The sequence below is a fragment of the Candidatus Alcyoniella australis genome (genome assembly GCA_030765605.1).
Lineage (GTDB): Bacteria > Lernaellota > Lernaellaia > JAVCCG01 > Alcyoniellaceae > Alcyoniella > Alcyoniella australis.
Window position 1 is genome coordinate 48,194 of record JAVCCG010000107.1, and the last position, 18,526, is coordinate 66,719.

Here is an 18,526-nt window from a genome sequence, read left to right on the forward strand (position 1 = left end):
AGCCGTTCGTGGCCACTTTCCAACCGCAACTATTCCTCGGACTCCCGTTTGCTTTCCTCGATGATCTTCGCCTGCAGATTGTGCGGCACTTCCTCGTAGCGACTGAAGCTCGAAACGTAGCAGCCCTTGCCGCTGGTCAACGAACGAAGGTCCGGCTCGTAGCGCAGCACCTCGGCCAGCGGCACCTGAACCCGCACCACCGAGTTGCGGCCCTTACTGTCGATGCCCAGCACCCTGCCGCGCCGACTGTTCATGTCGCCCATCACATCGCCCGTCTTATCTTCGGGCACGGTTATCTCCATGTCGACGATCGGTTCGAGCAACGTGGGTTGGGCCTTTTGCATTGCCGTCTGGAAGCCCATTGAGCCGGCGATTTTGAACGCCATCTCCGAGCTGTCCACGGTGTGATAACTGCCGTCGACCAGCTGGACCTGGAAGTCGATCACCGGATAGCCCGCCAGGTGACCGCGCTCGGCGGCCTCGGATATTCCCTTTTCAACAGCGGGGATGTACTGGCGCGGGATCGACCCGCCGACGATCTTGTCGACGAACTGGAATCCCGAGCCGCTGGGCAGTGGATCGAGGTTGATCACCGTGTCGCCGAACTGTCCGCGACCGCCGGTCTGCTTTTTATAGCGGCCGCGCACTTCTTTGACCGAGGCGCGGATCGTCTCTTTATAGGGCACCTTGGGAGCTTTGAGCAGCACCTCCACGCCGAACTTGCGCCGAATGCGCTCGATCGTCATCTCCAGATGCCCCTGTCCCATGCCGGTGAGGATCAGCTGTTTGGTCTGGGCATCGCGCCTGGTATGCAGCGAGGGGTCCTCCTCTTGGATCCGCTGCAGCGCGCTGGCGATTTTATCCTCGTCGCCCTTGGTCTTGGGCTCGATGGCAAAGCTGAGCGAACCATCGGGGATTTTAATCATGTCGAAAATCAGCGGCGCCTTGGCGTCAACGTAGGTATCGCCGGTGCGGGTATCCCGCTGTTTGGCCAGGGCGACGATGTCGCCGCAGACGATGTCGTCCACCGGCTCCTGCTTCTTGCCCTGCATCTTTAACGGCTGGCCGATGCGCTCGTTCGCTTCGCGTGTGGCGTTGCGGGCCTCGGCGTTGGCGCTCAGGCCGCCGCGGAATACGCGCAGCAGGTTGAGCTTGCCGGCGAACGGATCGACGATCGTCTTGAACACCAGGCCGGCGAACGCGCCATCGGTCGCGGGCACTACTTCGATCAGCTTCTCGACATCGGATACGTCGTGGGCTTGCAGCGGCGGGACATCCAACGGGCTGGGCCCCGAGCCCTCGATAAAATTGAGCAGCAGGTCAACGCCGATGTTCAGCGTGGCCGAACCGCTGAGCAGCGGGACGATCGAGCCCTGGCTCAGCCCCTTGCCCAGCGCCGCCACCAGTTCCTCGGGCTGGAGTTCCTGGTCTTCCAGATAGCGCTCCATCAGTTCGTCGTCGCTCTCGGCGATCGACTCGATGGCCTGCATGCGCAGTTCCTCGATCCTGTCGGTCATCGTCTCGGGAATCGGAATCTCCTCGCACTTGCCCGAGCCGTCCTTGGCGTAGCGATAGGCCTTACCCAAGAGCACGTCGACCACTCCCTCGAAGGCGTCCTCCTGGCCGATGGGAACAACCAGCGGAACCGGAATCACCTTGAACGTCTGCTTGATTTCTTCGAGCACGGCGTCGAAGTTCGCGCGTTCGCGGTCGAGTTTGTTGATATACAAAGCCCGTGGCTTCTTTTGCTCGACGGCCAACTCCCAATAGCGTTCGGTCTGGACCTCGATCCCCGAGGCGGAGCAGATCACCATCAGCGCCATGTCGATCGCGGACATCGCGTTGCGGGCATCGGGCACGTAGTTGGCGTCGCCCGGCGTATCGATCAGGTTGATCAACGTCTTGCCGTGCTTGATGTATCCGACTGCCATGCCCAGGCTGACCTGGCGGTCCATCTCCTCGGGCTCCCAATCCATCACAGTGTTTTTATCGGTGATTTTTCCCAGGCGGGTGAGCATCTTTGCGTTGAAAAACATCGCTTCGGCCAGGCTCGTTTTGCCCGAGCCTCCATGGCCGAACAGGCCGATGTTTCGGATCAGCCTGGGGTCGTGGCTCTTCATCAGAACTGACTCCTTTCCATGCTTCGCATCCTGCGGCCCACAGGGCCGATGACAGCCGCAAACGATTCTTGCCGTATATCGCTATTCGGGGGAAAACCCCGTAAAAAGGGGAACCTTGGTATCACGATAACGATCGACTGTCAAGAAATCCCGGCCAGGGTGCGCAGTGGCGACCGATTGACTTTATTCTGTCTTTTGGTACTCTACGATCGCCCTTAGATCTGGGATTAGGCCATACCCAACAAAAGTCAACCTCAGCGGAGACTGCCAGTGAAGCGATCTTTGACCTACTCTGACGCCGGCGTTGACATTGAGGCGGGATCGAATCTGGTCGAAAGAATAAAGCCACTGGTGCGCGCGACGTTCCGCCCCGAGGTCATCACCGAGATCGGCGGTTTCGCCTCGCTTTTCAAGCTGCACATCGACCAGTGGAAAAACCCGGTGCTGGTCAGTTCCACCGACGGTGTGGGCACCAAGCTCAAGATCGCCTTTATGATGGACAAGCACGACACCGTGGGGATCGACCTGGTGGCAATGGTGCTCAACGACGTGATCGTCAACGGCGGCCAGCCGCTATTCATGCTCGACTACTTCGCCACGGGCAAGCTCAAGATCGATACTGCGGTGCAGGTCATCCGCGGCATCTCCGAGGGCTGCTCCCAGGCCGACTGTTCGCTGATCGGCGGCGAGACCGCCGAGATGCCCGACTTCTATCCCGACGGCGAGTACGACCTGGCGGGGTTCGGCGTAGGAATCGTGGAGAACGAGGAGATCATCGACGGCAGCCAGATCCGCGTGGGCGACAAGCTGATCAGCATCGGCTCCAGCGGCCTGCACTCCAACGGCTACTCGCTGGTGCGCAAGATCGTCTTCGACCGGACGAAGTGCGGCCTCGAGGATCACATCGACGAGCTGGGACGCACGCTGGGCGAGGAGCTGCTCGAGCCGACCAAGATCTACGTGCGCACGGTGCGCAACCTGCTGCGCGACTTCCCGATCCACGGCATCTGCAATATCACCGGCGGCGGTCTGACCGAGAACATCCCACGCATCCTTCCCGCGCGCTGCCGCGCCATATTGCGCAACGGCTCGTGGGAGATCCCGCCGATCTTCGAGTTCCTCCAGCGCTCCGGCGAAATCGAGACCGCCGAGATGAACCGCACCTTCAACAACGGCATCGGCATGGTGTTGATCGTCCCCGAACAGGAGACCGACAACATCTCGATCCGGCTCGAGGGACTCGGCGAGAAGGTCAGCGTGATCGGCGAGATCGTCGAACGTAAAAACGACGAGACTGCGCTGCAATTCGAATAGCAAATGTTGGGCAAGCTCTTCGACGCGGTTGTCATCGGCACGGAAATTTCCGGCCTGATCGCCGGCGCTCTGCTGGTCAAGCGCGGATACAACGTGCTGGTCGTCGACGTCGCCTCAGACAAGGTCGAGCTGCACAAGGAGGGCTACCTGCTGCGGCGGGCCAAGCCGTTCTTCTTCGGCTTCGGCCAGGGGCACGTGTTCAGCGACATCTTCAACGAGCTGGGCATCCCGTTTCTCGAGAAAAAAAAGTTCGTGCTCGCCGAGCCAGCGTTTCAGCTGATTCTGCCCCAGAGCAGACTGGACTTCCCTCCGGGTCGCGAGGCCCAATTCCAGCTGTTGGAGCACAACCTGGGAACCGATGCCAAGGGACTGCGCACGTTTTTCACCGAGATCGACCGCTACCACGACCTGGTGAGCACGATCTTCGCCAGCGACGTGGTCTATCCGCCGGCCTCGACCTCGGACCGCTGGAAGTTCAACCGCGCGACACGCCCGATCGCCGCGGCGCTCAAAGAGAACGAGAAAACGTCGTTCGACGAGTTCGTCAGCTCGTTCAACCTCTCGACCGTTTCGCAGAAGATCGTGCGCTCGATCCTCTACTACCTGTCGAGCCTGCAATGCGAGAACGTCACCCTGCTGCGCGCGGCCTACCTACTGGGCAGCACCCACCGCGGACTGGTCACGGCCGAGGGCGGGATCGCCCTGCTCGAGTCGCTGCTCAAGGAGCGCATCTCGAGCTATCGCGGCAAATTCCACCAAGCCGACCAGATCGAAGAGGTCGTAATTCGCAAGGGCAAGCTTTCGGCGATCCGCTTCCCCGGCGAAAAGGACGAGGTGCGCTGCCGGCACCTGCTGGTCAGCTCCAATCCCAAGACCTTCTTCCCCACGTTGCTGCCGCGCGCCTACCGCCGCCAGTTCCGCGAGCTGTGCGAGTGGGAACAGCTGATCCAGACCGAGTTCACGCTCTACGTCGGCATTGACGACGATGTGGTGCCCGTGGGCATGCACGACAACCTGATCCTGATCCACGACCCCGAGCGCGAGCTGTGGGCGCACAACCTGCTGTTCCTCAACCTCAGCCCCCGCGAGAACGAGTTTTACGCGCCCAAGGGCAAGCGGCTGCTGCAGGCCACCTGCCGGCTGAACTTCCGCGAGGACTTCGGTCTGAACGACGCCAAGCAGCTCTCCGAGCGGATCGTCGAGGTGCTGCGCGGGCTGATCCCGTTCCTGGACGAGCACATCGACCGCATTTTCGTCGAGGAGAGCTTCAAGCTCTACAAGCGCCGCCTGGACGTCGATCTGCTGGCGCGCATCGAGCCGATCGACACGCTGGGCCTGGGGCACCTGACCAACCGCACCCCGCAAAAAGAGGTGCTCTATGCCGGACGCGCGGTGCTGCCCGGAATGGAGATGGAGGGCGAGGCGATCTCGGCGATCACCGCTGCGGACATCTTTTCCAAAAGTTTGATGAAAAAACGCTGAGCAACCGATTGGACATGCCCGGCGGATTGTGATAAATAAACGCCCTCGTTTTTATCAGAGGTTTGAAATGAGTAGAGTTTGCGAGATATGCGGCAAGGGAAGGCTGGTTGGTTACAACATCAGCCATTCGCACATCAAGACCAAGAAAGTGCAGCTGCCCAACCTGCAGCGGATCCGCATCGTCCAAGACGGTACGGTCAAGCGCGTGCGGGTCTGCACCTCGTGCATCAAAGCCGGCAAGGTCCAAAAGGCGGTTTAACCGCACTGCTATTCGTCGATATGGGGCGGGCCGCGAGCCCGCCCTTTTTATTTGCCGTCCGGCGCTTCGGCCTCAGCCCCCAACCGGGTTGCGCATCCGCTCGACCCGGATCACTCCCTTGATCTTACGCAGGGCGCGGATCATGTGATCCAGCTGCTTAACGTCCCTGACCTGCAGGCTGAAGGTGTGGTCGGCCTGCTTATCGTGGGTCGTCTCGATGTGCACGCGGGTGATGTTTACCGACTCGGTGCTGATCACCTTGGAGATCGCGGCCAGCATCCCGGGGATGTCCTCGGACGTGATCCGGATCGTGGCTTGCGACAGGTCGTTGGCGGCCAGGTCCCATTCGACCTCCACCTTGCGCTCCTCCTCCTCGGCCTCGACTTCCGGACAATCGGTGGAGTGGATCGTCACCCCCCTGCCGCGGGTGATGAAGCCGACGATCGGCTCGCCGGGCAGTGGGTTGCAGCAACGCGCGATGCGGAACACGACGTCGTCCACTCCGCTGACTCTGATTCCCCGATTGCGACCGCGCAACGGAGAAAGTATTTTGCTGATCGCGCCGCCCTCTTGTTTGGGCTCGGGCTTGTCCGAAGCCGCCTGGGGCGCGAACTCTGAGACCACCGGCTTGGTCGTCACCTTGCCAAAGCCGATCAGCGTCAGCAGCCCCTCGAAATTGCCAGCGCCGAACTTCTTGGCGATCTCTTCGATCCGCTCGTCGCGCTCGACTTTGTTCAAACTGATCTTGTAGCGCCGTAGTGCTTTCTCCAGCAGGCTGCGCCCCAGGCTCATCGCCCGCGCGCGCTCCTCTCGCTTTAGAAAAGAGTTGATCTTGTTGCGCGCCTGGGGGGTCTTGACGATTTTCATCCAGTCGCGGCTGGGGCGCGCGCTCTTGCTGGTGATGATCTCCACGCGTTCGCCGCTTTTAAGCTGGTACTTCAGCGGCACCAACGAGCCGTTGACCCGGGCGCCGCTGACGCTGTTGCCAACCTCGGTATGGATCGAATAGGCGAAGTCGATCGGCGTGGCCCCCTTGGGAAAGCTCTTGACGTCGCCGTGGGGCGTAAAGACGTAGACCTCGTCGGGGAACAGGTCGAGTTTGACCGAGTTGAGGAACTCCTCGGGGTCCTCCAGGTCGCGCTGCCACTCCAGCAGCCGCCGCAACCAAGCGAACTTGTGGTCGTCCTGAGGATTGAAGTCCACACCCTGTTTGTAGCGCCAATGCGCGGCGATCCCCTCTTCGGCCAGGGCGTGCATCTCGTTAGTGCGGATCTGGATTTCCACCCGCTCGCCGTAGGGGCCGATCACCGTGGTGTGCAACGACTTGTACATGTTGTCCTTGGGCAGCGCGATGTAGTCTTTGAAACGCCCGGGGACCGGTTTCCAGATCGAGTGGATCACTCCCAGCACCTCGTAGCAGTCCTGCAATCCCTCGACCACGATACGAAAGGCGATCAGGTCGTACACCTGCTCGAAGCTCAGGCCTTGCGACGTCATCTTCGACGCGATCGAATGCACGTTCTTGATCCGGCCCATCACGTCGGCTTTGATCCCGTGCTCGTCGAGAATCTCCTTGAGCAGCCGAATTACTTCCTGGACATACTTCTCGCGCTCGCGGCGCCCCTTCTTAAGCTTTAGCGTGATCTTGTAATACTCGTCGGAGTTCAGCACGCGGAACGAGAGATCCTCCAGCTCGGTCTTGACCGCCTGCATCCCCAGCCGCTGGGCCAACGGGGCATAGATCTCCATGGTCTCGCGCGCCACCCGCTGCTGCTTCTCTTTGTTCAAATGCTCGATGGTGCGCATGTTGTGCAGCCGGTCGGCGAGCTTGATCAGGATCACGCGAATGTCCTTGGCCGTGGCCAGAATGATCTTCTTGAAATTCTCAGCCTGGGCCTCGGCCGAGCTGCCGAAGCTCATGCGGCCAATCTTGGTCACGCCGTCGACCAGCCCCGCGATCTCCTTGCCGAAGACCTCGGTCAGCCGCTCGATATTTACTTGCTCGCAATCCTCCAGCGTGTCGTGCAGCAGCCCGGTGGCCACGCTGGCCACGTCCAGCCGCATGTTGGCCAGCTGGTTGGCGACTTCCAGCGGGTGGATCAGGTACGGCTCGCCGGACTGGCGCAACTGCCCGGCGTGGGCTCTGGCCGAAAAAATATAGGCCCGACGGATCAGATCGAGATCCGCCTCCGGGTTGTACTTCGCAACCCGGTCGATAATTTCATTGAGCCTGATCATCTGTTGAAACCCGCTCCTGCCGCGATCTGCGGATCCAGCCGACTCAGGGAGCGTTCGAGCCGGCACTCGTCGGCCCGTTGTGCGTCGCCGCCCCGGATGTAGTTGACGATCGAAAGCAGGTCCCGGGCCGCCGCGTCGAACTCGTCGTTGATTACCACGAACTCGGAACTGCCCAGATAGGACATCTCACGCCGAGCGTTGGCCAGCCGTCGCTGGATTACCTCGTCGCTGTCGGTTCCGCGCTGCTCCAGCCGTTGGCGCAGGGTCTCCATGCTCGGCGGGACGATGAAGATCAAGCGCGCTTCGGGCAGCGCTCCTTTGATCTGCACTGCGCCGATCCCGTCGATTTCGAACAAAACGTCCACACCCCTGGCCCGAATACGTTCCAGGTCGCTGCGACTGGTGCCGTAAAAGTTGCCGTAGAGTTCGGTGTGTTCGAGCAGTTCGCCGTTGTGCAACATGCGCTCGAACTGTTCTCGATCAACGAAATTGTATTGCTCGCCGTTGTGCTCGTTTTTTCGCGGTTCGCGGGTGGTGGTTGAAAGGCTCAGCTCCAGCCCCTGGGCATGTTCCAACAGCCAGTGGACCAAGCTGGTCTTCCCCGTACCCGAAGCCCCTGAAATTACGAAAACGCGTCCCGGATGCTCCATCGTATTACTACTCAATATTTTGGACTTGTTCCTTCATCTTCTCAAGCTCGCCCTTGACCTCCAGCGCCAGCTTGGTCAGCGCCAGCGACTGTGTTTTGGCCGACATCGTGCTGATCTCGCGCAGGCACTCCTGGATCAGAAAATCGAGGCTGCGGCCACAGATTCCGCCGCGATTGAGCGTCTTGCGAATTTGTTCCAAGTGGCTGCGCAGCCGCGTCATCTCCTCGGTGATGTCGGCGCGGGAGGCCAGATACGCGGCCTCCATCTGAAAGCGATTCTCGTCGAGCTCCATCCGGCTGGCCAACGATTTGAGCCGTCCCTCGAGCTTTTTACCCAGCTCCTGCCTGGCCTGCGGCAGCCCGGCCTCGATCTGACCGATCAGGCTGATGATATCTTTTGCCCGGCCGGCCAGATCCTGGGCCAACACCGCGCCCTCGGTGCGCCGACTCAGATCGTGATCGCGCAACGCCTTACGCATCGCGGTCTCTGCCACGGATTGCTCCGCCGCGCTGGCCTCGGTCCGCTCGGAAACCGTGATCACTCCGGGCTGGCGCGCCACCAGCTCGAGGCTGACCTGATCGTCGAGCCCAGCCGCGTCGGCCAACTCGCGCAATGCGTCGGCCACCTGTTTGGCCAGCGCCCGATCCACGCTCGCCGTGCGCGCCGGGGCTGAACCGCGATCAAGACTTAGGTTGCACTCAATCCGGCCGCGCGCCACCTTCTCGCGTACGATCTCACGCAAGCGCGGCTCGAGGTGTGCCAAGGCCGTCGGCAGCCGTAGATTGATATCGAGATAGCGGCCGTTGACGCTGCGTAGCTCGACATTCACGTGGGCCTGGCCGCGCTTGGCCTTGCCCCTGCCGTAACCGGTCATGCTTCGAATGGCACTCATCGCGTTCTCCGATCGATCAGATATTTTTCGCGCAGTCTGGAGAGCAGCCCCAGTAACTGCTGTTCACGGTAGTCCGGGTGGGTCCAGGCCAGCGGCTGGAAATTGCCGTCTTGATATACCAACCTCAGTTCGGCGTATATCCCGTGGTCCAGGTAGATCCGTTGCGCTGCGGGCTTGCCCGTCGCCAAAATCAAGCTCCCCTCGCTGAGCAACTCCGGATCGATGTTGACGCCGCGTCGGCCCTGTTCAGCGAACAGGTCCTCCAGCTCGTTCGTCTTGAGCTTGATCTCGACCAGCCGCCGCGGGCTTACCAAGTCGCTGAAGACCGCCAGCCGTCTGAAGATCGGGCTCCCCATCTCTTTGTAATAGTAGTCCGAATAATCGAACTCCTCGCTCTGTGTCAGCAGCTCGATTGGACCGAAGCTTGCGATCAGGCTATCGATCGCCCCCTGCTGATCAGCATCGCGGCCCACGAGCAGCTCGCAGATCAGGCGCGACAGATGAGGTTCGCTCAGAGTGCTCAAGGCGCGCTGATCCGCGAGCGCCGCAGCTCGCGGACGAGCTGTTGGGCGCTGACCGTGGCCGTACCGACCTCTGCGACCACTATTCCGGCGGCGTAGTTGGCGATCAAGGCCGCGTCGGAGTAGCAGGCGCCGGCGCCGCGCGCCATGGTCAACACCGAGATCACCGTGTCGCCCGCGCCGGTGACGTCGAACACATCGCGGGCCACGGTCGGAATGTGCACCGGCCGCTTATCGCGCTGGAACAGACTCATTCCCTGTTCGCCGCGGGTGATCAACACCGCCTCGAGCTCAAAGCGCTTGAGGATCCGCTCTCCGCCGACCTCGACCTCGGCGTCGCTGCGCAGCTTGCTGCCCAGGGCCTGACCCGCCTCGTGATGGTTCGGTGTAATGATTCCCAATCCGCGGTAGAGGCTAAATTTGCGCACCTTGGGGTCCACGGCAACGGTCGTCGCGCCACTGATCAGCTTGCGCATTCCCTGAATCAGCGAACGGCCGACCACGCCCTTGCCGTAATCCGAGACGATCACCGCATCGAGCCCGCCATCGTCGCGAAAAGCCTCGAGCGACCCGAGGATCGAACGCACCGAGCTGCGTTCGATGGGGCCGACCTGTTCGCGGTCCATGCGTACGACCTGCTGGGAGTGGGCAATGATCCGCGTTTTAACCGTGGTCGTGCGGCCATCCTCGACCACCAGGCCGCGATGGCCGATGCCGCGTTGATCGAGCCTGCCGCAGATCTGTTCCGCCGCGGCGTCCGATCCCACCAGCCCCATCAGTTCGACGTGGCCACCCAATGACCGCAGGTTGTTCGCCACGTTGGCCGCGCCGCCGAGCATGTAGCTCTCCTCGTTGACGTGCACAACCGGCACCGGCGCCTCGGGGCTAATCCGATCCACCTCTCCCCAGACGAACTGGTCGAGCATCACATCGCCGATCACGGCAATGCGCACCCCGGAAAACCGTTTAACGATCTCGAGCAGCCTCTTCCTGCTTTCGGCCATATCACCCGTCGCCATTGTCCTGCGATCCCCTGGCCACGAGGGTTCCGGCCAATGCTGCGAACAGCATCATTACCTCCTCGTCGCCGAATACGTGTTGGAACATCCCGGCGGCCATGAACGACACCAGCGCGGCCGTGGCTCCCAAGTGCAGTGCCGCGTCGGGCCGCGGGGGCAGTCTACCAGATACCCGACCCAGCCCCAGTCTGAATATCGCGACCATCAGCCAGACGAACGCGGCCAGCCCCAGCAGCCCGTACTCGGCCGGGACCTGCAAATAGATGTTGTGCGCGTGGGCCGAGCTGGTGAAACTGATGTTGTAATCCTCGCGATAGGGCGGTATCGAGGTGCGATAATTGCGCGGCCCAACTCCGGTCAGCGGATGGTCCTGGATCATTCGCACCGTGCTCTCCCAAGTCAGGATGCGCTCGAGGTTGACCCCGGTACGCCCCATGCTCATCACCCGACGCTGCAGCGACGGGCTGGCCAGCGAGAGCACCAGCCCAACTCCGACCCCGACCAGCAGCAGCGTCATCAGCGCCCGGCGTCCGCGTTGATAGCCCAGGAACAGCGCGCCGCAGAACAGGCCGACCCAGGCACTGCGCGCATAGGTAAAGAACAGCGCGAGCAGGATCGGCAACGAGCCGAGCATCAGCCACAGCTTCTGGCGGATGTGGCTGTCCCAGGGCCGTCGTACTTTTCCCAACGCGATCTTGAACGGAAAGCTCAGCGGCTCAAAGTCCGACCGTGTGCGCTGGAAGTAAAGCCCGAGGGCCACGGCCAGCACCATCGCCAACACGTTGCCCAGGGTCAGGTGATGCGAAAAAAACCCCATGGCGTGATACGTGATGCCCAACTCGGGAAGATCCTTGAGGTTGTCTTTGACCGGATAACTGAGCCAACCGACCCAGTGCTGAATCACTCCCATTACGCCGATGGGCACCGCACCGACGAACAGTAGTCCCAAAGCTGTGCGCACGTGCGACACGCTGAGAAACGTCGCGACGATCAACGGCGTAAACAGCACCCAGTTATCCAGCAGCCCTTTGATCGCACGCTCGCGGTCCACGGCCGCCAAGGTGGCGATAATCGCCGCCAGAATGAACGCCAGAATCGGCGCCAGCAGGCGCATGCCGCCTGGTCGCGGATCGCGGCGCGCCACGGCGCGCACCACGTAGGCCGCCACGGCCAATCCCAGACCGATCTGCGCCAGGGAGATTGAGACCGCGGCGAACACGAAGTACATCAGCACGCCGATCAGGCCCAGATCGCTCATGGCGCAGGCTGTTCCGTGCTCCAAAATCGGCAGCGCGCAAACTTCCTCAAGGCCGCTTCGTGCGCGGTCGCGCCGGGCCTCGATGGTAAATTTATCGAGTACCAGCTTACGTGCTTGAGCGCCGCGCTCGCGCGTCTGTTCTAGATTGTCCAGCGCCTCGCTCAGCGCTCCCTCGAGCTGTGTCCGGTCGCCGCAATCGATCAGCCAGCCGCTCCGGCCATTCTCCACCTGGTCCGGCACTGCTCCGACCCGAGTTGCAATTGTGGGAACGCCGCCGGCCGCAGCCTCAAGTACCGCACGACAGGTGCCGTCGCTCCCCTCGCCGAGCAGCACCAGCACGTCCAGCCGCCGCAAGAGCGCCGGCAGATCTTGGTCCACGAACCCGAGGAACAGCACGCGGTCCGCGCAGCCCAATCCGCGCGCCGTCTGCTCCAACTCCTCCCGGCCCTCGCCGCGGCCCACGATCAGCAGCCGCGCGTCCGGGAAGCGTCCGCCGAGCGAGTCGAACGCCTCGAGCAACATCTGGTGTCCGCGTCCGGCCTTGATCCGCGAGACAATGCCCACGGCCGGCGCGCCCGCGGGCAGCCCGTCGATCAACAGCGGCTCCACGCTGGGCGCGAAACGTTGGCAATCGACACCGCCGCCCAGCAGCTTGATCCGCGCCGGATCAAGCCCCGGATAGCTCTTCAACAGCTCTTGGCGTTGGGGCGTACCCACGCTGAAAATTCCGTCAGTCGATTCGAAGAGTCGCGCGTGGACCGGCCTGCGACGCGATTGGGCCGAAGTGTGCAACGTGCGCACAATGCGGAAGCGCGTGCGGCTCAGACGCCTCGCCAGTGCGGCGATCCAGTGGTCGTGGCTTAGTTGGCACCAAACCACGTCAATCCCCTGGTTGCGCACAAAGCGCGCCAGGCTGCGCGCGTCGGCGAGCATGCGCAACGGCCGTAGCGGCTTGCGCGAAAGCGACAGCTCGGGAGTTGCCTTGAGACCCAGCTCCGATATTTTAGTTTCGAGGGTTCCGGGGCGCGAGCGGTCGAACGCCACCCAGACCTCGTCGCCCTGTGCGGCGAGCATCGCGGCAGTGGTCAACGTGGGCTCGGCCGCGCCGGTCCAGTGGTGTTGGCTCAGGCAGACCAGCAGCTTCAAGGGCGACTATCCAAAATCTCCAGCGTGGCGGCGACCACCTGCTCCACGCTGATGCGATTGATGCACCGCGGGTCCGGACACTCGTGCTTCCAGCACGGTCCGCAATCGACCTCGTGGGTCAATACACGCGATGGCTCGACCAGCGGCCCGACCCGTTGCGGATCGCTGGGGCCGAACAGCGCGACCACCGGCGTGCCCATCACCGCCGCGATATGCATCGGTCCCGAATCGCTGCCCAAATAGAGCGCGCAACGCGACAGCAAGTGCGCCAGGGCCTGCAGCGCGGTTGGCGGCGCGATCAGCGCCCCAGCCTTCGATCCTTTGGCCACGATTTGCGCCAGCTCCTCTTCTCCTGGCCCCCAGATCACCAGCGGAGTATAGCCGCGTTGCGCCAGCTCGCGGGCCACCGCGCCGTAGCGCTCGGGATCCCAGCGTTTGGTCGGCCAGCTCGCCGCCGGATTTATCGCCACCACGCGACCAGAATCCAGCCGTTGCTCGGCAAAGAAACGATCGACCTCCAGCTTTTCAACCTCTGGAACATAAAGCCCCGGCGGCTCCAGGCAGCGCTGTGCGCCCGCAGCCTGAACAAGCGCCATGTACTTCTGCACCGCGTGGAGATCGTCGGGCTGCGGCGTGACCAACACGTTGTTGAACAGCCGGCTGCCCTCGCGCCACTTGTCAAAGCCGATGCGCAACGGCGCATTAGAGGCCAGACTGAAGATCCCGGACTTGAGCAGCGTCTGAAAGTCGATGGCAATGTCGTAGGGCTGTTCGCGTAGCGGGCCGACGGTGCTCAGCAGTTTGCCGTAGGCCTTGCGCAGACCCAGTGCGCGCAGGTCGCTCATAAATCCCACGCGGTTGAACACGTGGACCTGATCCAGGTCCGGATGTCCCACCACAACCTTGGCGCTCTTGCCTTCGACCACCCAGCCGATGTGCGCTGTGGGAAAGCTGCGGCGCAGAGCGTGCAGCGCGTAGAGCGTGTGCACGCAATCGCCCACCGCGCCGAGTTTGACGATCAAAATCCGCATCAGTCCACCAGGCTCCAATAGAACTGCGCCACCTGACGCGCCATGGATTGCGGAGAGAACTCGGCCGCAAACTCGCGCCCTCCCCCTGCCAACCGCGCGGCGAGCTTTTCATCGGAGAGGATCGTGACTATCTTGTCGGCGATGTCTGCGGGGTCGCGATTTTGGGCCAACAGTCCGCTGGACCCGTCGGACACGGCCTCGACCTGCCCTCCGGCGCGGGTCGCCACAACCGGCAGCCCGGCCAGGGATGCGTCGAGCAGTGAGGTGTTTAGCCCCTCAAGGTGGCTTGTCGAGACGTAGAGGTCCGCGGCGGCCAGCAGGTCGGGCACATCGTCGCGGAACCCCAGCAGCTTCACCCGATCGCCGAGGCCGAGCCCGTTGATCTGCTGCTCGAGCTCCTTGCGCAGTTCCCCGTCGCCGGCCACTGCGCAGGTCAGGTCGGCAAAGCGCGCCAACACCGTAGGCATCGCCTCGATTAAAAACTGGTGTCCCTTGTGATCGACCAGCGCACCGACGTTGAGCAGCAGCTTGTCTGTGGATTCGAGCCCCAGCTCGGCGCGCACCCGCTCCCGCGCGTCGTCCGCCGGCGGTCGGTATTCCACGGCCGAGTGCACGACCAGAATCTTTCCCGCGTCAATGCCGCTTTGGATCAGCACGTCGCGCACCGCCTTGCTGATCGCAACGTAGCCGTCCACCGCTCTGTACTTCCAGCGGTTGAGCGCGTCCTCTCCTGGCTTGAAATCGACGCGGCGGTGGACCACGACCCGCCCGCCGGGAACGTCGCGCGCGGCGAGCAGCGCCAGGGTGTGCGCGTGGCTGGAATGGGCGTGGAGAATGCGTATCCCCTGTTCGCGGGCGATCTTGGCGATGCGTCTGGCAGCCAATAAATCGAGCTCGCCGAACACGCGCATGGTGCTCACCGGCATGCGCAGCTCCTCGAAGCGCTCGGCGATCGGCGTACCCGGTCGCGAGACTAAAAAAGCCTGGTGCCCTACGGCGCGCAGCTCGCGCACCAGGAACAGCACCTGGCGTTGTCCGCCGCGCCAAGTGCGCTCGAGGTCGATGTGCAGGCTAGGGATCTTCTTGGGCATCAGATCACCCCGTTGCGTCGCGCGAGCATCAGCAGCGCTGCCATCGCCTGGTCCACGCCCAGCTCGTTCATGCAGTTGAAATGTTTTTCCGGACAGCGCTGGTGTCCGTGGGGTCCGCACGGTCGGCATGCCAGCCCCTCGCGCTGCACGATCTCGCAGTTCGCGGTGTACGGCGCGTAGCCTTGCTCGGGAACGGTCGAGCCGAACAGCGCAAGCAGCGGCACGTTGCAGGCCACGGCCAGGTGCATCGGTCCCGAATCGTTGGTCACGTAGAGCGCCAGTCGCGAGATCAGCGCCGTAAGCTCGGCGATCGTCGTGCGCCCGGCCAGATTGGTTACGCCCGCGTTGCACATCGCCAGCACGTCGTTGCAAAGCGCGGAGTCGTCCGCTCCGCCGATCAGCAGCACCCGCATCCCGGTCTGATCCACAATCCGATTTATCAGCGCGGCGAATCGATCAGGCGGCCAGCGCTTAGTGGCCCAGACGCTGGAAGGGCTGACCCCGACCAGCGCCGCGTCCGAATCGATGGCGCAATCGGCCAGCAGTCGCTCAACGGATTGCTGCGCATTCTGTTCGATCCCCAGGCTCAGCCGCGGTTTCCGGGGAACCGCGATGCCCACCGCAGGCAGCAGCGAGAGTACGCGTTCAACCTCGTGCAACGCCGGGTCGCGCCCGACCGTCTGCGTATAGAGCCGAGCGCCCACCGCGTCGTCGAACCCCACGCGTTGCGGGATGCCCGCCAGCCGCAGAGTCAGCGCGCTGCGCAAAGAGCGATGGGGAGATAGCGCCAAATCGTAGTTCGCGCGTCCCAAACGCGCTGCGGAAAGCAGCGAGCCGATCGGGCCGCGGTCCTTACCACGCTTGTCCAGGGGCACCGCACGCGCTCCCGACGGATGTGCCGCCAGCAACGGCACGAACTCCGGCCGCACCAGCACGTCGATCGTGGTCGCGGGCCAGGCCGAACGCAGGGCGTCGAGCAGCGGCGTGGTCAGGGCCACGTCGCCCAAATACGCGGTCTGCACCACCAGCACGGACTCAGGTTCCACGTCCGCGCTCCCAGAGTTTGGCGTATTTGAGGAACACGTAGTACGAGCTCAGCGCGCAGACCAGCAGGCCTGGTAAGCCGTCGAGCACACCGAGCTTGAGTACGTACTTCTTAAAAAAAGTCCAGATCGGTCGCCCGACGATGTCGTTGATCGTCGCCCTGCGCCCCAGTTTGGCCAGTCGGTCGGCGCCGATGGTGGTGTAGCGGTCGATCACGGCCAGGTGATGCGAGATGTCGCGGTAGGTGTAGTGCAGCAGGTCGCCCTCAAGCCTACGCTGCGGGCCCTGGACCCGAATGAAGTCGTGGGGATCGATCCCCTCCCAGCGCGCGTTGCGGCGGTCGAACAGCCGCACCCGTCGGTCCGGGTACCAGCCGCAGTGGTCGATCCAGCGGCCGAGGTAAAACGCCCGGCGGCTGACCTCGAACCCGGACACAGCGGGCTCTGCCGCCATCGCCGCCTTGATCGAGGTGGCCAGCTCGTCGCTGATCCGCTCGTCCGCGTCGATCGAGAGGATCCAGTCGTGCGCGGCGTTGTCGATGGCAAAGTTCTTCTGCGCCACGTGGCCGGGCCACTGGTTGTGCAGCACCCGGGCTCCGGCCTGCTGCGCCAGGCTCACGGTGTCGTCAACGCTGCCCGAGTCGACCACCAGCAATTCATCGCAGAACTCCACGCTACGCAGAGCATCGACGATGTTGTTCGCCTCGTCCCTGGTGATGATTACGGCCGAGATCGGCTGCATCGCGGGCTGCGAATCAGGCTCCGCCGACCTTTTGCGCGTCCTTGCGGAACTGCTCGATTCCCAGGTCGGTCAGCGGATGCGAAAGCAGTTTGGCGAGCACGCTGAAGGGCAACGTGATTCCGTCAGCTCCGGCCAGGCCGCTTTCGATCAGGTGCAGCGGGTGGCGTACCGAGGCGACGATGATCTGCGTAGGCAGCTCGTAAGCGTCGTAGAGCGCGGCTGATTGACGGATCATCTCCATGCCGTCGGTGGACACGTCGTCGAGCCTGCCCACGAACGGGCAGATGAAACGCGCGCCAGCCTTGGATGCGATCAGGGCCTGGGAGGCGCTGAAGATCAGGGTGGCCGCGCAGTCGATCCCCTCGGAGCTCAGACGATGGATCGCCTCGACCCCGGGCATGCCGATCGGAATTTTTACAACTACATTGTCGGCAATGGCGTGTAGCTCGCGCCCCTCGGCCACGATGGCGTCGGCCTCGCTGCTTACCGGCTCGGCCAGCACCGGGCCGCTAAAAACCGCGCAGATCTCGCTGATCCGCGTGTGGTGATCCGCGCCCTGCTTCATAATCAGGGTCGGGTTGGTGGTCACGCCGTCGCACAGCCCCAGCGACGCCGCGCGTGTGATCTCGTCTACGTTTGCGCTATCGATGAATATCAACATTTCCTGATGACCTCCCGGTCTAATCAACTTCCATTTGTCGAACCAATTGCGCCAGCTGCGCACTCTGTTCCAGCAGCCGGTCCAACGTCCCCAGATCGATCATGCTCGCCGCGTCGCAACGCGCGCTGGACGGCTCGGGATGAGCCTCAAGAAACAGTGCGTTGGTGCCCGCCGCCACGGCCGCGCGCGTCAGGTGCGGCACGAACTGCGGCTCGCCTCCGCGCGGGTCCGCGCTGGGAATGCCGTAGATGCGCACGATGTGCGTCGAGTCGTAGACCACCGGGCATCCCAGGTCCTGCATGATCGGGATGCAGCGCAAATCCGACACCAGCCGGTTGTAGCCGAAGCACGAGCCGCGCTCGGTGAGCAGCACCTGATCGCACCCCGCATGGCGCAGCTTGCCCACGGCCGAGGACATGTTCTCCGGCGCGAGGAACTGCCCCTTCTTGACGTTGACCGGCTTCCCCGCGGCGCCTGCCGCGAGCATCAGGCTTGTCTGCTGGCAGAGGTAGGCCGGGATCTGCAGCACATCGAGCACCTCGGCCGCGGCCGCGATGTCCTCGATGCGGTGGATGTCGGAAAGCACGGGCACGCCGATCTGCGCTTTGATCTGCGCCAGCTGTTCCAGTCCGTCGTGCAGCCCCGGGCCCAGGTAGCCGGTGGCCGAACCGCGGTTGTCTTTCTCGTAACTGGCCTTGAACACGTAGCCCACGCCCAGCTTTCGACACAGCTTGCTTACGTGCTCGGCCACGCGCAGGGCCACGTCGATGTCCTCGAGCACGCACGGCCCGCAGATCAGGGCCAGCGGATGTCCGCGGCCGATGGGGACGTCGCCGATTGTTACGTTCTTCATCATGCTATTTCTCGGGCGGCCAGGGTTGGGCTTCGTCGATCAGGAAGTTGGCGATGCCCTCCTGCACCAGGTAGATCTTGCTGCACGCCTCGCAGATAAATCCCTCGGGCTCGAAGTGATCAACCAGCTCGCCGTGACATTTGGGGCAGACCAGGATCTGCCGGATATCGGGTTTGAGGTCCGCCGGAATCCGCTGTGCGGCCATC

The 18,526-nt window shown here is 63.0% G+C and carries 17 protein-coding genes; 3 read left to right on the forward strand and 14 right to left on the reverse strand.

Annotated elements, in window-relative coordinates; genetic code table 11:
• Positions 1-29: 29 nt before the first annotated feature.
• Positions 30-2,120 (reverse strand): elongation factor G, encoded by a 2,091-nt coding sequence (gene fusA / locus P9M14_12650; protein ID MDP8256592.1) that lies wholly within the window; start codon positions 2,118-2,120, stop codon positions 30-32.
• 270 nt (positions 2,121-2,390) lie between these two features.
• On the opposite strand from fusA, the gene purM reads away from it, so the two are divergent.
• The 3 genes from purM to rpmB all read left to right on the forward strand — a co-directional run bounded on the left by purM (position 2,391) and on the right by rpmB (position 5,175).
• The gene (purM, locus tag P9M14_12655) at positions 2,391-3,434 is read left to right on the forward strand and encodes a phosphoribosylformylglycinamidine cyclo-ligase (protein MDP8256593.1); all 1,044 of its coding nucleotides are present in this window, start codon (positions 2,391-2,393) and stop codon (positions 3,432-3,434) included.
• A gap of 3 nt (positions 3,435-3,437) precedes the next feature.
• Positions 3,438-4,916, forward strand: coding sequence for a hypothetical protein (locus P9M14_12660; protein ID MDP8256594.1), 1,479 nt, complete (start codon positions 3,438-3,440; stop codon positions 4,914-4,916).
• A gap of 67 nt (positions 4,917-4,983) precedes the next feature.
• Positions 4,984-5,175, forward strand: coding sequence for a 50S ribosomal protein L28 (gene rpmB / locus P9M14_12665; protein ID MDP8256595.1), 192 nt, complete (start codon positions 4,984-4,986; stop codon positions 5,173-5,175).
• 72 nt (positions 5,176-5,247) lie between these two features.
• Here rpmB and P9M14_12670 read toward each other — a convergent pair whose 3' ends face one another.
• Genes P9M14_12670 through P9M14_12730 form a run of 13 tightly spaced genes read right to left on the reverse strand, consistent with a single transcriptional unit; the run spans position 5,248 to position 18,525 of the window.
• Positions 5,248-7,413, reverse strand: a complete 2,166-nt coding sequence (locus tag P9M14_12670; protein ID MDP8256596.1) for a bifunctional (p)ppGpp synthetase/guanosine-3',5'-bis(diphosphate) 3'-pyrophosphohydrolase — start codon at positions 7,411-7,413, stop codon at positions 5,248-5,250.
• Positions 7,410-8,063 carry a guanylate kinase gene (gene gmk / locus P9M14_12675; GenBank protein ID MDP8256597.1) on the reverse strand — a complete coding sequence of 218 codons (654 nt, stop codon included), beginning with the start codon at positions 8,061-8,063 and terminating at the stop codon, positions 7,410-7,412. The genes P9M14_12670 and gmk overlap by 4 nt, the downstream gene beginning before the upstream one ends.
• 7 nt (positions 8,064-8,070) lie before the next feature.
• Positions 8,071-8,955 (reverse strand): YicC/YloC family endoribonuclease, encoded by an 885-nt coding sequence (locus tag P9M14_12680; GenBank protein MDP8256598.1) that lies wholly within the window; start codon positions 8,953-8,955, stop codon positions 8,071-8,073.
• On the reverse strand, positions 8,952-9,479 hold the full coding sequence (locus tag P9M14_12685) for a DUF4416 family protein (GenBank protein ID MDP8256599.1): 528 nt from the start codon (positions 9,477-9,479) through the stop codon (positions 8,952-8,954). The genes P9M14_12680 and P9M14_12685 overlap by 4 nt, the downstream gene beginning before the upstream one ends.
• Entirely contained in the window at positions 9,476-10,480 is a 1,005-nt protein-coding gene (gene rfaE1 / locus P9M14_12690) for a D-glycero-beta-D-manno-heptose-7-phosphate kinase (protein ID MDP8256600.1), read from the reverse strand. Before rfaE1 ends, P9M14_12685 begins: the two co-directional genes overlap by 4 nt.
• A 1-nt stretch (position 10,481) precedes the next feature.
• Positions 10,482-12,899, reverse strand: coding sequence for a glycosyltransferase (locus P9M14_12695; GenBank protein ID MDP8256601.1), 2,418 nt, complete (start codon positions 12,897-12,899; stop codon positions 10,482-10,484).
• Positions 12,896-13,930 (reverse strand): glycosyltransferase family 9 protein, encoded by a 1,035-nt coding sequence (locus P9M14_12700; protein ID MDP8256602.1) that lies wholly within the window; start codon positions 13,928-13,930, stop codon positions 12,896-12,898. The genes P9M14_12695 and P9M14_12700 overlap by 4 nt, the downstream gene beginning before the upstream one ends.
• On the reverse strand, positions 13,930-15,021 hold the full coding sequence (locus P9M14_12705; GenBank protein MDP8256603.1) for a glycosyltransferase: 1,092 nt from the start codon (positions 15,019-15,021) through the stop codon (positions 13,930-13,932). Before P9M14_12705 ends, P9M14_12700 begins: the two co-directional genes overlap by 1 nt.
• Positions 15,021-16,067 (reverse strand): lipopolysaccharide heptosyltransferase II, encoded by a 1,047-nt coding sequence (gene waaF, locus P9M14_12710; GenBank protein MDP8256604.1) that lies wholly within the window; start codon positions 16,065-16,067, stop codon positions 15,021-15,023. Before waaF ends, P9M14_12705 begins: the two co-directional genes overlap by 1 nt.
• The gene (locus P9M14_12715; protein MDP8256605.1) at positions 16,057-16,806 is read right to left on the reverse strand and encodes a glycosyltransferase family 2 protein; all 750 of its coding nucleotides are present in this window, start codon (positions 16,804-16,806) and stop codon (positions 16,057-16,059) included. The genes waaF and P9M14_12715 overlap by 11 nt, the downstream gene beginning before the upstream one ends.
• A gap of 13 nt (positions 16,807-16,819) precedes the next feature.
• Entirely contained in the window at positions 16,820-17,467 is a 648-nt protein-coding gene (fsa, locus tag P9M14_12720) for a fructose-6-phosphate aldolase (protein ID MDP8256606.1), read from the reverse strand.
• 19 nt (positions 17,468-17,486) lie between these two features.
• Positions 17,487-18,320, reverse strand: a complete 834-nt coding sequence (kdsA, locus tag P9M14_12725) for a 3-deoxy-8-phosphooctulonate synthase (GenBank protein ID MDP8256607.1) — start codon at positions 18,318-18,320, stop codon at positions 17,487-17,489.
• A gap of 4 nt (positions 18,321-18,324) precedes the next feature.
• Complete coding sequence (locus P9M14_12730; GenBank protein ID MDP8256608.1) at positions 18,325-18,525, reverse strand: hypothetical protein; 201 nt, start codon at positions 18,523-18,525, stop codon at positions 18,325-18,327.
• Position 18,526 lies beyond the last annotated feature (1 nt).